We start from the raw sequence: 20,195 nt of genomic DNA on the forward strand, positions 1-20,195 counted from the left end.
AAGGTGATAATACCGATCGCGTGACGTTAACAATTTGTTTACAATTAATTAAAAGAATAGTTACTTCAAATCATCTTTTAGACATATTGGCTTGTTAATATAATATTGTCAGATGAGTTAAGACAATACCAAACAAAAAACTTTTTCATAATATGCCAGGTAAGGAAGCTTACCTGGCATCCTCCCTTTTATAGGGCTTTTTTTATTTATAGGATTATTTCTCTGATCCCTGAAGGAACTTCTCAAGATCTGCAACAGCAGACTCCTCATCACTTCCCTCTGCAATAACCGTAACTTCTTCTCCGGAAGCAAGGTTAAGTGTCATCATTCCCATGATGCTCTTGGCGTTCACTTTCTTGGACTGAGCCTCGATGTGAACTGTGCTATCATACTTGCTTGCAAGCTGTACAAGTTCTGCAACAGGTCTTGCTTCAAGTCCTCTGGGCAGCTTGATTTCGATAGATTTTGTTATCATAATATCCTCCTTAAGTTCTCAACTTGTCCGCCAGCTCGCTTAGTTTGCGAAGCCTGTGGTTAACTCCTGACTTACCTACGGGCGGGTCGAGAAATTTACCAAGTTCCAACAACGTAGCATCAGGATGTTCCAATCTGACCTCAGCCATTTCTCTAAGACCTTCCTGAAGCTTATTAAAACCATAATGGTCTCTTATATAGGTTATGTCCTCTACCTGCTTGGTAGCGGCATTAACTGTCTTGGTGATATTGGCCACCTCACAGTTGACCTTTCTGTTGATGGAGTTTCTCATCTCCTTGAGAATTCTGAGATTCTCAAGATTCATCAGACTGATCGGCGCCTCCATAATATTAAGAAGATCCACAATACCGGATCCCTCTTTTATATAGAGGACATAGTACTTCTTGCGTTGTACTGTCCTGGCCTCGATGTCAAAGCTCAGGGTCATCTCGGCAAGCTGCTGTGCCAGTTCAGGACTGCTGCACACGTACTCCAGATGATAGCCTTTATTGGGATCGCTTATTGATCCAATGCACAAAAATGCGTCCCTCAGAAACGCCCTCTTGCAACAGGAGTTCCGGGTGACCATCTGGCTTACGCCATCATCGGGATTTCGCAGATTTCCGTTCTGATCTATCAGTCTTATTGCCTTTAAAACGGATTCCACACCATGCTCTGAATCAAGGACTGGGCGGTAGATTCGGCCTCCCACCTTAACATCGGGAATCCCCTCTAAAATGCTAGTAACTATATTAAATGCTTTTTTTAATAATGTAAAGAACTTTCTAAGCACCTGGGTGTTATCTGTCTGCAGGTAAAGCACTGTTTCTCCGCCTTTTCCCGCCTCCACATGACCAATGCAGGTGACAATGGCCGAGATCTCAGCCAGCTGACAATGCCTTGATGAACCTATGCGCTTTGAGAGTTCCTCTTTTACCTCTGAGGAAAAAGACATATCTCACCTTGCCTGTTTAACGTCCCTATGAGACAGATTGAGTCCGTAGTTACCGCCGGATGCCTTTAATCTGTCGTATAGTTCATTGGCGATAGTTACACTTCTGTGCTGGCCTCCGGTGCATCCGATAGCAACCACCAGCTGATACTTGCCCTCCTGTACATATCCCGGTATCAGGAAGTTGAGCATATCTACGAGCTTGTCAACAAATTCTCCGCATGCAGGAAAGCTCTTAACATAGTCCTGTACAGCCTTATCATTACCTGTCTTGTGCTTGAGCTCATCAATGTAATAAGGGTTTGGAAGGAATCTCACATCAAAGACAAGATCCGCATCTGTCGGAATTCCGTGCTTGAAGCCAAAGCTCATCACATTGACCATCAGAGAGTTGTACTCCTTGTTCTCGACAAATATCGTGTCCAGCTCCTTCTTGAGTTCTCTTGTGAGGAGATTGGAAGAGTCGATGACATAGTCTGCCTTCTTTTTGATCTCGGCAAGAACTTCTCTCTCCTTGGCGATGCCATCCTCCAGTCTGTCTCCGGCGGCATTCATAGGATGAATACGTCTGGTCTCCTTGTATCTCTTGATGAGCACCTGATCACTTGCATCCATGAAAAGAACCTCAACCGGGATTCCTCTCTCTTTCATGGAATCTATGATTCCCGAGACACCTTCAAAACTCTGTCCAGCCCTGGCATCAACACCCAAAACAACCTTGGTTATCTCGCTGTTGGGAGCAGATATAAGCTCGGTGAACTTCTCAATAAGAGAAACCGGAAGGTTATCAACGCAGTAAAATCCTGCATCTTCAAGCATATTTATGGCTGTGGCCTTTCCTCCGCCACTCATACCTGTAACAATTACAAATCTCATCGCTCTGCCCTTTCAAAGCTCCTCAGTCAAATTCACCGACCAGGATAACTTCCGGCTCCAACATGACACCGGAATCTTCAAGTACTCTTTTCTGAACTTCCTTAATTAGTCTGTATATATCCGCAGAAGTTGCCTTGCCCTTGTTTATGACAAAGCCGCAGTGTTTCTCGGAAACCGCTGCATCTCCCACGCTAAATCCCCTCAGCCCTGCATCCTCAATGAGTTTGCCGGCAAAGTATCCTTCAGGTCTCTTAAATGTAGATCCCGCGCTCGGATACTCAAGGGGCTGCTTTTCTTTTCTCTTAAGTGCAAGCTCCGTCATAAGGTCCGTTATGTCTTTTTCATTGCCCTTACTAAGCTGCAAAACTGCTGACAAAACGACGTATCCCTCTCTCTTGAGGGCACTGGTCCTGTAGCCAAAATCACAGTCTGCGGCAGACATCTCCAGAACCTCTCCCTGCGGAGATATAACCCTCACGGCTTTCGTGATAAGTTTCATCTCTCCGCCGTAAGCGCCTGCATTCATAATCATCGCTCCGCCAATGGTACCGGGAATACCTGCAGCAAACTCAAAGCCTGTCAGGGAATTGTTTCTGGCAAAAGAGGCTATCCCGGAATTCAGGGCCCCGGCCTGAGCATAAACAGCCGTATCTCCCTCAAGGCGGATCTCAGTAAGCCTCTCAAGGCTTATGACTGCGCCTGCATAGCCCTTGTCAGAAACCAGGAGATTACTTCCGTTTCCAAGGAGCATGTAGGGTTCTTTTTTGTCTTTTAACAGAGAAACCACCCTTACCAGCTCGTCCTCATTAGCGGGGCGCAAAAATAAGGTGGCAGGCCCACCGCATCTAAACGTGGTGTGCCTGCTCATAGGTTCGTCTGTTACTATATTCTCTTTTAAAACTATCTGACTTAAAGCGTCGGTAACTTCAATGTTCACAATATATCCTCAACAAGATCAGTCGATCACAAGCTTAGCTGCTCCGAATACGCCTGCATCATTTCCAAGCTTGGCCAGAGCAAACTTAGCGTCAGCACATCCCGGGAATACATACTTCTTGAAGCTTGGCATAAGAAGGTCAAAGAGCATATCTCCGGCCTTTGAAACACCGCCTCCGAGAACGATGATCTCAGGGTTTGTAACTGAAGCAACTGCTGCGATACCTTTTCCGAGGTAGTAACCATACTGCTCTGCAGCTTTTACCGCAAGCGGATCACCAGCCTTGGCAGCATCGAAGATGTCTCTGCACTCGAAATCTTTGCCGCGAAGGACGCTGTCCTCAGTTGTTGAAGCAAGAAGTCTCTTGGCAAGTCTTACTGCACCTGTTGCACTTGCATACATCTCAAAGCATCCGTGATTGCCACATCCGCATGTCTCAGGCTCGTCATCTACAAGATGAAGATGTCCTATTTCTCCGCCTGATCCCTTGGCACCGTTTAATATCTTGCCGTCAATGATGATTCCACCGCCGACACCGGTTCCAAGTGTTACAAGGAGCATGTTGGGATAACCCTGTCCGCCGCCCTTCCAGGCCTCACCAAGAGCTGCAACGTTGGCATCATTACCTGCCTTAACAGGGAGCTTTAATTTTGAATGAAGCTCATTGACAACGTTTACCTTTTCCCATCCGAGGTTAACTGCCTGATGACACATACCGTCAGAATTAACTGCACCGGGTACGCCGACACCTGCACCTACAACCTGTGTATCCTCGATGTTCTTTTCTTTCATCTTGGCTCTGATGGACTCAGCGATATCAGGAATGATATTTACGCCGTGATCCTCAGTTCTTGTGGGAATCTCCCAAAAATCAACCTTCTCACCTGTCTCTGTAAGAAGACCGATCTTAACTGTTGTTCCTCCAACATCTGCACCAAACACGTATCTTGCCATTTTATTTCCTCCAATTTTCTATGTGGTCTTTATTCATCATCATCATCATCCTCTGACCTTCTTCTGGCCAGAGAGTTCTGTACTCTGTTGTAAAGCTCCTGAGCTGCATTGTAGCCCATTGCTTTCTGTCTGTGGTTAACTGCTGCCGATTCGCAGATAACAGCCAGGTTTCTTCCGGGACGGATAGGAATCCTGTGGCATACAACCTTGTTTCCAAGGTACTCCGTGTACTCCTCTTCCAGACCCAGTCTGTCGTATTCTTTATCTTTATCCCAGTCCTCGAGCTTGATGACAAGGTCGATGTTCTGAGTTTCTTTTACACTTGATACACCGTAAAGTGTCTTGACATCAATGATTCCGACACCGCGCATCTCGATGAAATGCTTGGTTATGTCAGGCGCTGAACCTATCAGGGTCTCTTCACTCACCCTTCTGATCTCAACAACGTCATCCGATACGAGCCGATGTCCTCTCTTGATAAGCTCTATGGCAGTCTCGGACTTACCGATTCCGCTCTCACCTGTAATAAGAACGCCTACACCGAATACATCCACCAAAACCCCGTGGATTGAAATACATGGAGCAAGCTTAACATTGAGCCATCTGATGATCTCTGCCATGAACGCAGATGTTGATTTCTTGGTAATAAGTACCGGTACTCTCTCCTCAAGGGCTATCTTCACAAAAAGAGGATCCGGAGCGAGCTCTCTGCAGAAAACAACTGCCGGGATGTCAAAGGATAAGAACTCCCTGTACATCTTCTCCTTATCTTTTTCGGGAAAATTCTCCATGTAGGTGTACTCAACGAAACCGATTACCTGAAGTCTCGTGGCTTCGAAGTGCTCGAAATATCCTGCCAGCTGGAGCGCCGGTCTGTTGATATCCGGCTGGGTGATCCTGATCTTCTTGACGTCGATCTCCGGGGTCAGATTTTCAAGCTTCATTTTCTCAATGATGGTTTTAAGACTTACACTTGACATGCTATCCTCCTGGTTACATGTTTACATTGAACAGGTTACGAAGTTCATTAACAATATCATTTGAGTCAGCATCAATACATACTGCCTCATTGATCTCTGAAAGAGTCTGCAGATCTTTTTTATCTGAACTTGTCATCTCATATCCAATAGTATATACCGAAACTCCAAGACCACCAACTATTGGTGTAATTCTTTTGAGTTCATAACCTGCATTTTGTGCTCCGTCTGAAAGGACAAAGAGCATGAGATTCGCATCGGGAACGGTCTTGCTCTTTTCAAGAAGCATCTGCATTCCTACAAGAACTGCATCATAGGTAGCAGTCTGTCCGCCGATCTCAAGGTCTTTTACCGCACCGCTGAAGTATGCTCTCTGCTTGTTGTCGAACTGCTCGATAGGAAGGTTGATGAAAACCCTGTCACTGTAACTTACAAGTCCTATGTAACTTCCGGAATCGATGTACTGCATTGTATTAAGAAGAGAACTCTTCAATGACTTGATACGTGATCCGTTCATTGAACCTGAAACATCAGTTACAAATACTGCAATTGTAGGACGTGTTCCGTTCTTGTTGGTCTTCCATACCTTCTGAGCTGCGAGGTAGTCAGCACCTGACATTCCGTAGTTCTCGGAAGTATACTCCTCGTGGAGGTTGAAGCCTCTCTCTCTAGCCATTTCCTGGCCCTCAGAAGACTGGCAGTATTCAATGAACATATTGGCAACTTCTGTTTCCTCTTCATCTGTCCAGATGAATGAGTAAACGGGATGGTCATGACGAACACCGGCAGGAGTGAATACGTAGTTCTTGAGCTCAGGAGTGTTGATATATGTCTGCTCCTCCATTACCATAGCATCGATAATTCCCTTTGCTGCTGACTCCTTGAGGATTGATGTTGTGTAAGCAGCTGTGGGAGCGTTGTTCTGATACTGTACAAGCTGATCTACGGCACTTGATGAAAGAGGATCGGCATTATCAAATGCATGGAGCATTGAGCAGAGGATGTTCATACCTGTCGCAGATGTATATGGGTTGGTGTAAGCAAATACCAGGTCACCGGCATTAGCTGCCTTAAGAACACCGTCAACGGTTACATCGCCGTACTTGGCTGTATAATCATCATAAACCTTTTTGGACATAAGGACTCCGGCCGTGTTGCCTGCGATCCTGTCTGTGAGCTTGGTGGTCTTAACACCGCTTGCCTCAAGCATCTCACCCCACATCTCATTGGATGGGATGTAAAGGTCCGGCTGATATCCGCCCTCTGTGATATAGGTAAGGGTCTCACCTGATGAAATCTTTCTGATTGAAACGGAAACGCTCTTTCCGTCTACTGTGTATCCCGCCTTGTTGAACTTCTGACCAACAGCAACAAGCCACTCGTCAGGATAAGATTTACCGCTGAATTCCGAAGGAGCAGCGATCTCAATATTTATGCTGCCGCTTCCCTGAAGCATCATGTCAAATGTATCAATGCTTGCAAGCGAGTCCGCTACAGAAGCTTCTGACATATCAACATCAAGCCTTGCAGGAACAGTTGTAGGATTGATCTTCTTAACAAAAGTATTGAGCTCTGTTACGGCGTCGTCATAGCTCAGAGAATTGTTCAGTGTGTTGTTGCTTGTTACGTTACTTGTGCAGCCGGTTACTGTAAGAGCAAGTACTGCTGCCATCAATGCTTTAATATACTTTCTTTTCTTCAATGTCTTTTCCTCACAAATTCATAATATATCAGTCATAACTATGTCTCAGTGACTGGCCGATAGCATCGGCATAATCCCGGATCATGGTAACTGCATCCGTATCCTCATTCTGCTCGTTGGTGTATCTTGCAAGCTCGAGCAGGAACTTCTTGGCATTATTCAAAATCTCATCGTTGTTGCGGATTATCTTATCGGCTTCCCCTTTGAATTCTCCCGAATTCTCAAGAGCAACATACAAATTGACCACTCCGCGGCAATTGTGATAGAGCGCGTTCTTGGCCTGGGAGATTATCTCCTTCATGCTCTCAAACTCAGTCATATCGTTGAACTTAAAGAGCTTGTCATTTCTCTCAACAAACTCGTCCATGTCCGACATTGCTTTAAGAAGCTCCTGTCCAACCGGAACAAAGTTTTCTTCCTCTTCCATCAGCTGGCTTACGAGGCCCTTTACGTCTTCTTTCTTTTTGCGGATCTCTTCTTCCTCAGCTGCTGCCTGTCTGGCCAAAGTCTCTTTTTCCTTCCTGTCACGGATCACCTTGGCGATGATCGGAACGAAGGTCAAAAGACATCCCGCGGCGAGGGCAACAAGGCCAACAATTGTAAGTATCCTGAATGCCCCGATTCCGACTGAAATGATCATGTCTCCCGCATTGACCAAAAGAGCTGTTGTCAGCGCTATACCGGCCAGAAGAAGTACTACCCCAACAATCAATCCATTCTTCTTTTTCATAGCTTATAACCATCTCCCTTTTCTATCATTGAAAGAAGATTTACTACATCCAATGTCTTTTTATGTTTCTGAGCAAGTGTCAGTGTATCCAGTGCTGTACGGGCACTGTCCAGCTGCGCGCCGATCGCATTTTTGTATGTCTCTACGGTGGCTGATGCATGCTGAAGCTGCACGTGGCTCATCCTGAGGGACTCCGAAAGCTCTTTTCCCCCTGCAGTCTCTTCGGAAATCACTTCCTCAAGCCTTGCAAGGTCCTCGGAAATCGACGCTCCGACTTTGGTAAAAGAGCTGTCGTTAACCTTGAGCTGGATTATATATGCGTTAAGCCCTTTTATGGCAGACTCGATGGTAGCTGCCTTTGGTGCCAAAACCATCGAATATCTTTTTTGCATTTTATCGATCTGCTCGGGATATCCGGCTATCTTCCTCTGGAGCAGTAAAACTTCAGGGTTCATCATTGCGATTCAACAAAATTTCCTCTCAACAATCTGTGAGATATTATATATTATTCGACCGGAATTTGCACCCATGAAACAGCATTTACTTCTATAGAATAGTTTGCTTTTGAAAGCTTCTTGTCTATTGCCGCTTTTGATTCCAATTCTATGGAATAAGCGTCTTCCAGGTCTGAAATCTGTTGCGAGCTCATATTCGAATCTATTACATAATATGGTTTATATATGTAAGAATCGTCCTCCCTTTCTCTTATTTCATATCTGTATAGCGCACTCAGTCTTGCGATTTCCTGTTCTGATGCAAGTTTTTGAAGCATCTTCCAATCTTCCTCAGGGAAGTTGACCACTTCAGCCTGATCAGTGAGTGAAGACATTTTTAATTCCTGTAAATAGCTATACTCCTTGAGAAGTTCAGCATCATCTGTGAGCATATACTGTACATAATACTGACATCCCGGAGTGAAATCGTGGGCAAACTGCATTCTTCCTAACATAGATATCTTGGCGAAGTCCTTTATGTCCAGTGAAATTGCCTCGCCAACCATTACTCCATCAGATGCGCTTGTCACCGGAATGATAATGTATCCGACAATAGTTCCCTCACTGCATAGCGCGTATCGGATAAGTACACCTCTTGTGCCACCTTCCATTGAGACAGACGGAAGGAGCGCATACTCACAGTCCACTTCATCAAGATCAAACTCCGAAGCAGCAATCACCATGGCTTCCTTGATCTCAGGCAAAGTGTTTCTGTCTTCCTCGGGCATCTCGCAAACGCCGTCCCAAACAGCGCTCGCAACACTATAAAACTCGTTTTGAATATTGAAGGGATTGCTGATCTCTTCGCTGATGGTAATTTCCCTCTCGTTCATCAGCAGTTCATTTAAATTTCCGTTGCTGGATAATCCCTCCGGAATCTCCGGAAGCTCCACGGCCTTATTTAATACGGTATCAATACTGAGTTCGAAATGAAAGCTCTCAGACTCAGATCCATAATGAATGCCGTTGGATTCATGTTCATTTGATGTATACCCACCAAATAAAGCACTTTGCAATTCGTGAGTTTTGCAATCAAAATAATAATGCGCAGATGAGAGTTTTTTGCTGCCGATGATATTTCCTGAAAAAGCAGCTCTTGCATCTGAAAAGTCTCCCTCCAGAGCGACATAATAACTATCGCCTGCTTTTGAAAACTTCTTGACCGTCTTACCGTCAAGGCTGGCCAGCAGTAGTCTTTCAATATCTATCGTTCCGCAGATACCATCGTCACCGTAATAAACAAACCTGTCTTTTGTATCAGCTCCCTGCGTTGTCTTGTAATATGTATAACTTGCCTGTTTATGCTCATCATCATATTTGTTTCCAAAGTCTCTGAAATAGCTGGAGTGTTTATATTCTACCTCCCCGTTAAGAATACTGCTTGAATTCCCGTCATCATCGCGAAAGATTTCATATTCCACAGGGCCTTCTGCACTGCTTTTAATCTTGCTGTCAGTGCCCACTATTCCGATAGTGTGTGAATAAGAATAACTATACTCACCTGAAACTTTTAAATACTTGGCATATCTGATATTCTCCAGTGCACCTTCAAACAGCCTTGCCACACTGATCTCTTCATCATCAAAAGTATGAACCTCATTTATTGTATCAACCTTTGGCGGCTCATGGGTTGAAGTTGTCTGGCATCCTGTGATCGCAGTTGCTGCGCATGTTAATGCCAGTATTATTCCCATAAACTTCTTTTTCATATATAAATCTTTAAATCCTTTAATTTAGTCCTGTAAATTTATACAAGCTTCTATCAGTGACAGAATATTTTCATCTGTCCACTGGTCTGCACTGGTATACATGTGATCCCCTTTGGAAATGCCCATATAAATACCGGAGCCAATGGACAGTATAACGGGCGCCGCACTTCGGCGCCCGAGTAGCCTTTGGATCCGGCACTAATATTAGCATATCCAAAGACAGTGGGCAGATATCACCCTCTGCCTTATACACAGTTAACAGCTTCAATCTGTTGCATTGTGGAAGAAATCGTAGATCTGCTGCGCAGTACTCAGCGGAATCTCAGGAACTGCTGCCAGCTCTTCCACGGAGGACTGCCTGATATCTTCGATAGATTTAAAAGCCTTCATGAGAGCCTTGCGCCTTGCGGGACCAATACCCGGAATGTCGTCGAGAGAGCTCTTTACCTGGGCCTTGCTGCGTAAGGACCTGTGGTACTCAATCGCGAAACGATGCGCTTCATCCTGAATCCTTGTTATAAGCTTAAATCCCTCAGACCTGGTATCTATCGGAAGCTCCACATTATTATAGTAGAGACCTCTGGTCCTGTGGTTGTCGTCCTTGACCATTCCGCAGACGGGAATGGTTATGCCAAGTTCATCCAGTACCTGAAGGCAGATATTTACCTGGCCTCGTCCGCCGTCCATAAGGATGAGGTCCGGGAACTTGGTAAAGCTTCCGTACTGTGCATCAATGTCCCTGACTTCAAGATCATGGCGCTCCTCTATTCCGTGAAGAAGTCTTCTGGTCAGGACTTCCTTCATGCATGCATAATCATCGGGACCGGCAACGGTCTTGATCCTGAACTTACGATAATCACTCTTTTTGGGCTTGCCCTTCTCATAGACAACCATGGATCCAACGTTAGCAAAGCCGCTTATATTCGAGATATCATAGGCCTCCATTCTTGTAAGTCCCTTGATCCCCAAAAGCTTCTCGATCTCCTTGACCGCGCCGATGGTCCTGCCCTCCTCGCGCTTGATCCTCTCCTTGTCCTTGGAAAGAACCAGCTCGGCGTTCTGGGCAGCAAGCTCCATGAGCTTCTCCTTCTGTCCGCGCTCCGGAACTGTAATATATACGCGGCTTCCTTTTCTCTGGCTCAGCCACTTCTCGATTATATCCATATCCTCGATCTCTTCAGGAAGCATGAGCTGTCTCGGAATAAAAGGAGTTCCTGCATAGAACTGCTTGACGAAATTACCGAGAATCTCCTGTTTGGGAGTCTCAGAAATATGCGTCATGTAGAAGTGCTCACGACCGATGAGCCTTCCGTCGCGGACAAAGAATACCTGAACAACGGCATCCTTATCATCTGCTGCGATCGCTACTATATCCTTATCCTCCATGGAGGAATCAGTCATCTTCTGCTTCTGGGCCACCACCTTCACTGAGGCGATAAGATCCCTGTACCGTGCCGCATTCTCAAAATCAAGCTCCTCTGATGCAGCCTCCATCTTCTCCTGAAGGTCTTTTAAGATCACGGAGTAATTACCGTTCAAAAAATCCAGCGCCTTGTCGATCCTCTCACGATACTCTTCCTTGGTAACATGCCCGTTGCAAGGCCCGCAGCACTGCTTCATATGATAATTAAGACAAGGCCTCTCAAGCCCGATATCCCTTGGCAGTACGCGATTACATGTCCTGAGACCATACAATTTATTTATAAGTTCTATTGTGTCTTTTACCGCAGCCGCACTGGTGAACGGGCCGAAGTACCTTGACTTATCCTTCTTCATGAGACGGGAAAAGAGAATTCGCGGATAATCTTCTGCAACGGTAACCTTTATATAAGGATAAGTTTTGTCATCCTTAAGAAGCGTGTTGTACCTGGGGCAATGCTCCTTGATCAGGTTGTTCTCAAGAACCAGCGCCTCAAGCTCAGAATCCGTAACGATATACTCAAATCTCGCAATCTGCTTAACCATGCGGTCAATCTGAGGACCACGGCCAATATTTGCACGAAAATAAGACCTAACACGGTTGTGCAGGTTTATGGCTTTTCCGACATACATGATGGTGTCATTCTCATCACGCATGATATAGACTCCCGGGTTCTTCGGGAGCTTTTTTAGTTCTTCCTGAATGTCAAAGTTTCCCATATTCCTAACAATAATATCACAAACACGCCATTAAGGCACCGACGAAGTGTGAGGAAGTCGGTGCCTTAATGATTTGTTAAAGAGGAAAAAAAGGATACTATTAGAGGATGAGGCCATATGGCATCAAAGATTATCCTGCAGGTATCTCAAAAGAGCTGCTTCTGCTCCTGCCTCGTCTTCTCCGTCGCAGGTGATGGTGATACTCTCTCCGCATTTTATGCCAAGAGACATAACGCCAAACAAGTGCTTTAGATCAACGCTGCCGCCGTTTCCCTGCGCTGTAATGCTGCAGTTAAACGTACCGGCAAGTTTGATGAGACCCCCTGCCGGAAGTGCATGAATCCCCTCGGGGTCTTTTACTGTATAAGTAAATACTTTCATAAACAGCCTCCTGCATGCACATCCGATCCGGGATGCCAGAGATCACCCGAGATTAAATCTCAACTCCGAAGTGATCAAAAAGAATCTTTTCTGCTTCAGGGTTCCAAAGTCCCTGATGAGCTTTGCAGCTATCTGAAAGCTTTGCAAAGAGAGGATCGCTCTCTCCGAGCTTTTCAAAATCATCTATTGCTGTAAGAGGCATATCGATCTGCGTATAGATCAGCTTCTTACCGCCGGGAATCCCCGGAAGATTGCAGGTTGTCTCTGCTGCTGCATCAAGTCCTCCGATGTGTGTAACCATAACTGAAGGGTTGATCTCGCCCTTGGCAGCAAGCTGAAGAGCCTCTAAGAGGTCATCGTTGTTTCCGCCTGTTGTTCCCAGGATATGAGTACTTGTGTAGTGAGCATTGTAGAGGTTAATGTCAGCCTTGAACTGGTTGTCTGTAGGACCTGCAAAGAAATTCATGCAGCCGTCAAAAGCCATAAGTCTGTCACCCATCTCAGCAACGCTTCTTACAGGAACATATACGAATACGTCATCATATCCATGTCCATCTGTGAGATCCATGAGCTTCTGCTCTGCATCATCACCTGAAGCATTGAAGTAGATAAGCTCTACACCTTTCTCTTTTGCAAACTCAGGGCTGATAACCTCTGCTGCCCTTGCGAGCTTGGCATCATCAAGATCTGTTACAACAATTCTCTTCGGCTTATTCTCAAAGCGAAGTCCATAGCTTACAGCACCGAGACCCATAGGTCCGCAGCCGCCCATAATAAGAATGTTTCCACCCTCTTTTGTTCCCATTGCGTGGTTATAGTTCTGCTTGTTGGTGTGATAGTTTGCGTGGTATCCACCGATAACACAGCTCATAGGCTCTCCAAGAGATGCCTGGTAGAAGCTCTCACCGTGATAAGGAAGAAGTGCATCCAGCTCCATAACTTCGTGAGGCATGATGCAATATGTTGCATCTCCGCCGCAGAAACGATATGAATATCCGGGAGAATCAAGCTTGCCCTGATAGTTGAGCGCAGGCTGAAGTGCCCACTTGTCGCCAACCTTGTACTTGTCCTTCCACTTTTCTCCTACTTCTACGATAACGCCTGAGCACTCATGTCCTGTTATGATAGGATTTACATCGATATCCTGAGGTGCTCTCTTGTGCTTCTTGCCCTGCTTGGCAAGCTTATATGTTGACATGCAAATACTGTCGCTGATTACTTTAACAAGTATCTCATTATCCTTGATCTCGGGGAGCTCAAACTCCTCAAGTCTAAGGTCCATTTCTCCGTACATTCTTACTGCTCTGGTCTTCATTATTCCTCTCCTTCAAAAAGCTGACTTATTTCCTGTTCATTCATGGTCAAAACCTTCTCAACACCTGCCTTGTCGCAGAATGTCATTGCGATCTTCTGAAGCACATCAAGGTGCTCATCTCCAACCGCAGCAATTCCGATAACAACCTTGACCTTCTCGGGAGCGCCCCAGTCAAGTCCATCAGGAAATGTCATCATTACAAGTCCCGTTTTTAAAATATGTTTTTTTGCTTCCTCAATACCATGAGGTATTGCTACCTCATTTCCAATATATGTATTAAACACCTTCTCTTTATCCAGCATTGCCTGAGTGTAGTACTCATTGGTATACCCCTGTGATGCAAAGATATCTCCTATCTTTCTGATGACATCTTCCTTCTCACTGCTTGCCTGATTTATAAAGATATTCTTAGTTTCCAGTATCATATGTACCTCCGGTTTAAAACACGCCTAGCTGTTCGCTAAAATAGGCCCTTAGTATCTCCTGTAGCTTGTCCTGAATGCCTTCCTCATCTCCCCTCTTAAGAGCCGCAAGAAACTTCTCGTCCTCGATGATGGCACCGGACACCCTCCCAAGCATCTCAGCATTCTGCTGCCTGTGTTCGTCTATTGGCATTGTCATGCAGAGCGCTGCCTTAATGCCGTCAAGCTTTGGATCTGTAAAAGAGCTTTCTCCTTCCAGTCCCGCTGTTATTATCTGACAGTCTTTTACCGCCTTTGATCTGCAATGGAAAAGAGCTATTCCTATCTCCGGGAAAAGCTGGCTCATAACCTGCTCCCTGGCGATAATGTCCGCAGCAAGTACTGCTGCCGCTCTTGGCGTGTCAGTAATATCCGCAGCTATAAGCTTTATTAGCGATTCAAGGGTCGTATCTTTTGAAACTATCAGGTGATGATACCTTCTAATAACACCTTTTACCCTTGTAATAACGTTGTTGATCTCATCAAGCTGTCTTGTGAAATCATTGTTCTCCTGCCTTGCCGGCATTGATGCATATTCGTCGATCTTAACACTGATCTGCAAAACATCTCTGTTTGTGATCAGGGGACTCACCTGGCAATAATCAACACCAAGGTCATCCACATTTATGCTTGATATAAAAAAGTCTGTTCTGGATACGGTATGCTGTGTGATCTCATCAACACCGTATGCCTTCAGAACTATATCCCAATCTGAGAAGTGGCTCTTAAGCTTTGCCATCATAAGCTGCGCTACCCCAAATCCGCTGGCACAGATGACACCTATTGTAACCGTGCGCTTCTTGCGCTTTCTTGAGTCAATTCTCTCCTTTGCTGCACCGAAGTGCATTGCAAGGTAGCCAATCTCAGCTTCATTAGGAACAAGATCTGTCTTGTCCCTTATGACTTCTGCTGCCTTTTCGCATTTTTCAAACACCTCCGGGTACTCCTGCTTTATCTGAAGGAGCAGTGGATTGCTGATGGTCATGTCGTTTTTCATCCTGTAAAGAGCCGGTTCAAGATGTACCATGAGACCTCTTATAAAGTCATCATCCACTCTGAGTTCTCTGGCAAGTTCCGGGTCAAAGACATCTATCATGCCATCGATTATAACCATGAGTTCATCGGTATTAATGCCGCTCTCACCGATGGTCTCGCTGGTATAGTTCAGTTTTGCTCCGTTTATGTGAAGCAGTATATTGTTTACTTCCGATTCGGGAATCTCTATTGAGAATTCATCCTCCAATGCCTTTGCGATATTCTTGGCGATATCGTACCCCTTATCAAATCTGGCATCGTAGGTCTGCTCATCCACAAGCTCGCCCTGACTTATTCTCTCGACAGCAACTGCCAGATGAACCAGTAAGCCGACAAATGCATCGTTCGTCAAAAGATTAAGGTATGGCTCGTCCAGTTTTTCCAGAACCGATTCAACTTCAGAGAGGATCCCTTCATTCATAAGAGAATAGATATTATCTCCCTCTGCCGCATATTTCTTGCTCTTCATGTTCTCTGTGACATAGCGCTGCATCGCCATGCGATAGCTCTTTTCACTTCCCGAGAGCATGATTCCGTAGCCGGGTTTTCTGATGATATCCAGATGGCACTCCCCTGCCCATTCGCTGATGGCTTCCAGGTCGGTGCTTATGGTCGCTTCGCTCACTCCGAACATATCGCTGTAGTAAAAGAGCTTTTGAGGCTCGCGATTTCTGAGAAGCTCAAGCTTAAGAAGATTCCTTCTCTGATTCTTATCAGATACCACCTGTTCTTTGCGGGCTTTGACGATCTTAAGAAGCTCTGCCTTTTTATCCGCATCACCAACAATCAAAGATCCCTCGCCCTTTTTTCTTACAAGGGTCAGATCATAGCTCTTTAAAATGCTCGAAATATAATCCGCTTCCCTTAAAATAGTGCGCTTACTTACACCCAGAGCATCAGCGACTTCACTGTCTGTCGCCGACTGCTCTGCTTCTAACAAATATATTAAAATCTGTCTAATGCGAGGTGTAAGTTCCATTTAATCTCCGTCTTATGCTCTGAGTTCCTCAGCGAGCTGATCATACTCAGGAGCAGACATGAAGTTGCTGATTGTTATCAGTCTTGCGTTAGGAGCGCTCTTTTTTGCTCTTGCAGCAAGATCCTGATGAGTTACTACTATCTGTGTGCCTTCCGGAATCTCAGAAACTGAAGCATGAGTTACTTCAATATCTTTTCTTCCGACATCGGCAAGTTTCTTTTTGAGAACGGTTGCTCCCATTGCTGATGAGCCCATTCCTGCATCACATGCAAATACGATGTGCTTAACATCTGCAGCTGCTGTGCTTACAAGTGTGTCAGCTACAGTCTTAACTTCGCTTGCTGCAACACCCTTTGACTGTGCCTTCATTTCCTTCATCTGAGAAGTTGACTCCTCAAGAGACTGCTTGGAGTTTGAAAGCTTGATGATAGGAGCTGCGATAACAAATGAAACTGCTGCTGCAACTACTACTGAGAGAAGAACCATGAAGGTTGATCCCTTAGGTGCCATTCCAACGTAAGCAAAGATTGATCCGGGTGATGGAGGTCCTGCAAGACCAAGCTTAAATGCTGTGTTGAAGATCATGGCTGCTACTGATCCACCGATTGTAGCAAGGAGAAGAAGCGGATTCATAAGTACATATGGGAAGTAGATCTCGTGGATACCACCAAGCAGATGTACGATAAGTGCTCCGGGAGCTGAATCCTTTGTAACCTTATCCTTAGCAAAGAGCCAGTAAGCAACAAGTACGCCTGTACCTGCACCGGGGTTTGTCTCGATCATGTAGAAGATTGACTTTCCGGCCTGGCTAACCTGCTCTGCTCCAAGAGGAGTGAAGATACCGTGGTTAATAGCGTTGTTAAGGAAAAGAACCTTAGCAGGCTCAACAAATATTGAAACGAGAGGCAGAATGCTGTGGCTTACAAGGAAGTCAACGCCACCGTTAAGGACTGCAAGTACTCCGCCCATGAAAGGTCCGATTACATAGAAACCAACGATTGCAAGTAAAAGACCAAGGATACCTACTGAGAAGTTGTTAACAAGCATTTCGAAGCCTGAAGGAATCTTGCCTTCGATTGCCTTGTCGAACTTCTTGATAACCCATCCGGCAAGAGGTCCTGCGATCATTGCGCCCATGAACATAACGTAATCTGTTCCGCAGATAACACCAACTGCCATAATGGCACCCATAACTGCTCCTCTTTGTCCTCCGACCATCTTACCACCCTGATAAGCTATAAGCAGAGGCAGTACATATTTGATCATCGGGTCAACCATTGAACTGAGCTGTTCATTTGGGAGCCAACCAGTTGCTATAAATAGTGCGGTCAAAAGACCCCAAGCAATAAATGCGCCGATGTTCGGCATGACCATTCCGCTGAGGAAACGGCCGAAGCTTTGTATTTTTTCTTTCATTTGGATTTCCCCTTCCAACCTATGCGATAGGTACGTCCCGGCACGTCTGCCGGATTTTCAAGTGTATAATCCGAACGCATTCGTTTGATGTAAGCCCATTATATTTGTACGCAATTTAATTTTCAATTCATACATCTTTAACTTTGTCACGAGCAGAAAGTGACAAGTCCTTAAGAGTCAAAAAATGCGCGGTGTCCATAACCACCGCGCAGTATTTATTTATCCAGTATTTTCTCAAATTCTTTCTCAGGCATCGGCTTGTAGAAATAATAGCCCTGAATATAATCACAGTCATAGTTCCTGAGGAACTTAAGCTGTTCTTCCGTTTCAACTCCTTCGGCAGTAACCTTGGCGCCTATCATGTGGGCAAGTCCGATGGTTGTGATTATTATTGACTCAGCCTTTTCATTGATACCTATCTTACGGATAAAGCCAAGGTCCAGCTTGATGATATCAAAGCTGAAGTTCTCAAGCATGGACAGTGAACTCATTCCGCTTCCATAGTCATCAAGAAGGATCTGGATCCCCTGTTTCTGCATCCGGTTCAGATAGTCCATGGCCTTGGCTTCCAGATCCGCATAAGCCGACTCTGTTACTTCAAACCTGACCATAGTTGGATCCAGCTCAAGGTCTTTTATCCTCTCGAATATACTCTCAATGAAAAGTGAATCATAGAAATCTACCCTTGAAAGATTCATGGCACATGGAACAATCTTTTTCTTCTTGTATGTCCTTCTCGCAATCAGCTCCATACCACGGCTGACAATAAAATTATCAAGTGAAGGTATCTTTCCCTCTGCCTCAATTACAGGAATGAAATCGCCGGGTGATACCATTCCAAGATCTTTGTGCCGCCATCTTATAAGCATCTCAGCGCTGACAATCTCTCCGGTCTTGGCATCAACAATAGGCTGATAATACGGTTCAAATTCATTCTCATCGAGAGCTCTCTCAAAGTCTGCCAGAAGAAATCTCTGCTTTACATAGTTTTCCTTCAGAACATCGTCGTAATATGCGTAAAGAAGATTTCCTTTTCCGGTCTTGATGTTCTTTTCAGCAAGCTTTGCCCCTGCCAGGATCTGGGTAACCCTCGCCCCGGAGCTGTTTATCGCATGAATTCCGCAACGTATCTCATAATTGAATTCCTTGGATTCAACCCTGAAAGTCTGACTGCACATGGCTTTGAGGTTTTTGTCCTTAAGGTTTTCATTGGCGGTAATAAGAGCAAAATGATCACTCTCGAGTCTTCCCATGATTATCGGTCTAAGATACTTGCGCAGTACATCCCTGGTCTGAAAGATGACCATATCACCGCTTTGGTCTCCAAAGAGCTCATTTACCGCCTTAAACCCTTTTACATTTGTGTAGACAAGAGAATAATTTCCTGAATCTGCAAACTCTGAAATAAAGAGTTCTGCCCTGTCCAAAAATCCGGCTCTGGAATACTCATCAGTCATTACATCGTGATCCAAAGAAGACGTGATATCAAAGAATACAAACAGTCTCCAGTCGGGATATCCGGGAACTTCCCTGACTCTGATATTTTTTGCTCTTCGTCCCCTCTCAACATCTACATGAACAGTCCTTACAAAATTTCCCCTTTCTACAATCTCATGGCAAATATAAGTCATGTTCATGCAATTTAAAAAGTTCTCTCTTTCCTCCTCAACTACCTTCTGAGAAAGCTTGAAAACTATATCATTGTATTTAAGCTTCGTGCTTTCAAAAACGCCCCACAGAGACTGATTAAGATAATAGACTTCACAGACCCCATTAGTTATATTGACAGAGACGATCATGTCATATCCGTCAGCCAAAATGGTCTTGATCACCGGCTGCTCATAAACACCCATGTATGGGATTACAGCACCCTCTTTGAGCGGGCTGATAACTCCGTCTTCAATAACTTCGCCCTCGCCTCTGAACATTGTTCTTCCGTTTTTTACCTTGAAGTAGCTTCCGTCAGTGATCAGATAGAACCTGCCTCCGTAGCTGTCGGGCAGCACAATATCTTCGATGACATTTTTGCCATCGATGGTCATTGTCTTTATGGTATCCGCGTGGGGAATAATTTCAATGTTGGTAAGATCAAGTCCGTCAGAAAAACGGACATAGTTTGGATCCGCAGCTTCTCCCTTAAGCTCCGGCAAAAGATATACATTATATGCAGCATTCATCGAACCCGAACTAAGCCCTATTACAATGCCATCATAATCTGCAAGCGCATCCTTAAGGCCAATTCGTTTCATGAATGCCAGCTGTGTAGGCACATGACCGCCTGCCAGATAGATAACATTGGACCAGGCAATAAGATCCTTAACAGAACTATCCGGCTTTTCATCAAGTATTTTCACCTCTCCTACGGGAAGATTTGTGAATTCAAATGCATCCAAAAGGCGCTTCTTCTGATGCTCGTTCTCAGAAACAGCCTCAGGATCACAGGGAACATACAATAAATTAGCGGACTGCGGCCACTCACCCCTGAGATCTTCAAAAAAGCCATAGCACTCCTCAGGTGGAATCTTCTCATAAGATCCCATCTCCTGATAAGGGATGAAACTACCGGTTAGATAAAGAACCATACGCTCTTTCTCCTAAAAATCCGAGGCCTTTTAACATATCGTATATAAATCTATTGTATCACGAATTATCATTCCCTGCTG

Annotated in this window: 17 protein-coding genes; all 17 read right to left on the reverse strand. The window is 45.1% G+C overall.

The features are described 5' to 3' along the window. Positions 1 to 214: 214 nt before the first annotated feature. Positions 215 to 475, reverse strand: a complete 261-nt coding sequence (locus tag G590_RS0116105) for an HPr family phosphocarrier protein (RefSeq protein ID WP_022766688.1) — start codon at positions 473 to 475, stop codon at positions 215 to 217. A gap of 10 nt (positions 476 to 485) precedes the next feature. Further along, positions 486 to 1,430 carry a DNA-binding protein WhiA gene (gene whiA, locus G590_RS0116110; RefSeq protein WP_022766689.1) on the reverse strand — a complete coding sequence of 315 codons (945 nt, stop codon included), beginning with the start codon at positions 1,428 to 1,430 and terminating at the stop codon, positions 486 to 488. Between the two features lie 3 nt (positions 1,431 to 1,433). Next, the gene (gene rapZ / locus G590_RS0116115) at positions 1,434 to 2,303 is read right to left on the reverse strand and encodes an RNase adapter RapZ (protein ID WP_022766690.1); all 870 of its coding nucleotides are present in this window, start codon (positions 2,301 to 2,303) and stop codon (positions 1,434 to 1,436) included. 22 nt (positions 2,304 to 2,325) lie between these two features. Beyond that, on the reverse strand, positions 2,326 to 3,240 hold the full coding sequence (murB, locus tag G590_RS0116120) for a UDP-N-acetylmuramate dehydrogenase (RefSeq protein WP_022766691.1): 915 nt from the start codon (positions 3,238 to 3,240) through the stop codon (positions 2,326 to 2,328). 18 nt (positions 3,241 to 3,258) lie between these two features. Next, on the reverse strand, positions 3,259 to 4,194 hold the full coding sequence (locus G590_RS0116125) for an ROK family glucokinase (protein ID WP_022766692.1): 936 nt from the start codon (positions 4,192 to 4,194) through the stop codon (positions 3,259 to 3,261). A 29-nt stretch (positions 4,195 to 4,223) separates the two neighbouring features. Then, positions 4,224 to 5,174: an HPr(Ser) kinase/phosphatase gene (hprK, locus tag G590_RS0116130; protein WP_022766693.1), complete on the reverse strand. Its 951-nt coding sequence runs from the start codon at positions 5,172 to 5,174 to the stop codon at positions 4,224 to 4,226. Positions 5,175 to 5,187: 13 nt separating this feature from the next. Further along, entirely contained in the window at positions 5,188 to 6,873 is a 1,686-nt protein-coding gene (locus G590_RS0116135; protein WP_022766694.1) for a vWA domain-containing protein, read from the reverse strand. Positions 6,874 to 6,901: 28 nt separating this feature from the next. Continuing rightward, a complete protein-coding gene (locus tag G590_RS0116140) occupies positions 6,902 to 7,603 on the reverse strand; it encodes a hypothetical protein (protein ID WP_022766695.1) in 702 nt (233 codons plus the stop codon). Next, positions 7,600 to 8,061, reverse strand: coding sequence for a hypothetical protein (locus G590_RS0116145; RefSeq protein ID WP_022766696.1), 462 nt, complete (start codon positions 8,059 to 8,061; stop codon positions 7,600 to 7,602). Before G590_RS0116145 ends, G590_RS0116140 begins: the two co-directional genes overlap by 4 nt. Positions 8,062 to 8,108: 47 nt before the next feature. Further along, the gene (locus G590_RS0116150) at positions 8,109 to 9,806 is read right to left on the reverse strand and encodes a hypothetical protein (protein ID WP_022766697.1); all 1,698 of its coding nucleotides are present in this window, start codon (positions 9,804 to 9,806) and stop codon (positions 8,109 to 8,111) included. 264 nt (positions 9,807 to 10,070) lie between these two features. After that, positions 10,071 to 11,945: an excinuclease ABC subunit UvrC gene (gene uvrC, locus G590_RS0116155; protein WP_022766698.1), complete on the reverse strand. Its 1,875-nt coding sequence runs from the start codon at positions 11,943 to 11,945 to the stop codon at positions 10,071 to 10,073. A 123-nt stretch (positions 11,946 to 12,068) separates the two neighbouring features. Beyond that, entirely contained in the window at positions 12,069 to 12,326 is a 258-nt protein-coding gene (locus G590_RS0116160; RefSeq protein WP_022766699.1) for an HPr family phosphocarrier protein, read from the reverse strand. Positions 12,327 to 12,378: 52 nt separating this feature from the next. Beyond that, the gene (locus tag G590_RS0116165) at positions 12,379 to 13,641 is read right to left on the reverse strand and encodes a zinc-binding dehydrogenase (RefSeq protein ID WP_022766700.1); all 1,263 of its coding nucleotides are present in this window, start codon (positions 13,639 to 13,641) and stop codon (positions 12,379 to 12,381) included. Next, a complete protein-coding gene (locus tag G590_RS0116170; RefSeq protein WP_022766701.1) occupies positions 13,641 to 14,066 on the reverse strand; it encodes a PTS sugar transporter subunit IIA in 426 nt (141 codons plus the stop codon). The genes G590_RS0116165 and G590_RS0116170 overlap by 1 nt, the downstream gene beginning before the upstream one ends. 13 nt (positions 14,067 to 14,079) lie before the next feature. Next, complete coding sequence (locus tag G590_RS0116175; RefSeq protein ID WP_022766702.1) at positions 14,080 to 16,116, reverse strand: PRD domain-containing protein; 2,037 nt, start codon at positions 16,114 to 16,116, stop codon at positions 14,080 to 14,082. Between the two features lie 12 nt (positions 16,117 to 16,128). Then, positions 16,129 to 17,532, reverse strand: coding sequence for a PTS mannitol transporter subunit IICB (locus tag G590_RS0116180; protein ID WP_022766703.1), 1,404 nt, complete (start codon positions 17,530 to 17,532; stop codon positions 16,129 to 16,131). Positions 17,533 to 17,747: 215 nt separating this feature from the next. Further along, positions 17,748 to 20,114, reverse strand: a complete 2,367-nt coding sequence (locus G590_RS0116185; protein ID WP_022766704.1) for an EAL domain-containing protein — start codon at positions 20,112 to 20,114, stop codon at positions 17,748 to 17,750. Positions 20,115 to 20,195: the final 81 nt, after the last annotated feature.

The organism is Butyrivibrio sp. XPD2006, assembly GCF_000420865.1.
GTDB lineage: Bacteria > Bacillota > Clostridia > Lachnospirales > Lachnospiraceae > Butyrivibrio.